1 protein-coding gene is annotated in these 313 nt (G+C 44.7%); it reads left to right on the top strand.

Annotated features, from left to right (window positions below):
* Positions 1–313: nucleoside-diphosphate kinase (locus P2081_RS20640; RefSeq protein WP_278924659.1), on the top strand; the 313-nt coding region annotated here is incomplete at both ends.

Below are 313 nucleotides of genomic sequence, written 5' to 3'. Positions count from 1 at the left end.
ACTTTGTTGTCTATTTATTCTTTATTTTCTAGTGCAATGGCAGCAAACAAGGAACGCACTTTTATTATGGTCAAGCCCGATGGCGTTCAACGAGGTCTAGTTGGAAAAATCATTAAAAGATTTGAAACCAAAGGATTCAAACTCGTCGCTTTGAAATTTACTTGGCCCACTGAGGAACTGTTGAAGAAGCACTATGCCGACCTGTCGAGCAGGCCTTTCTTCCCCGGTCTTGTCAAGTACATGTCGTCCGGTCCTGTTGTCCCTATGGTCTGGGAAGGCCTGAACGTTGTAAAGACTGGAAGGTTCATGCTGG

Source organism: Pseudophaeobacter profundi (assembly GCF_029697505.1).
GTDB classification, from domain to species: Bacteria; Pseudomonadota; Alphaproteobacteria; order Rhodobacterales; family Rhodobacteraceae; genus Pseudophaeobacter; species Pseudophaeobacter profundi.
Note: the sequence above shows the minus strand (reverse complement) of the source record. Positions and strands in the feature narration are given on the sequence as shown.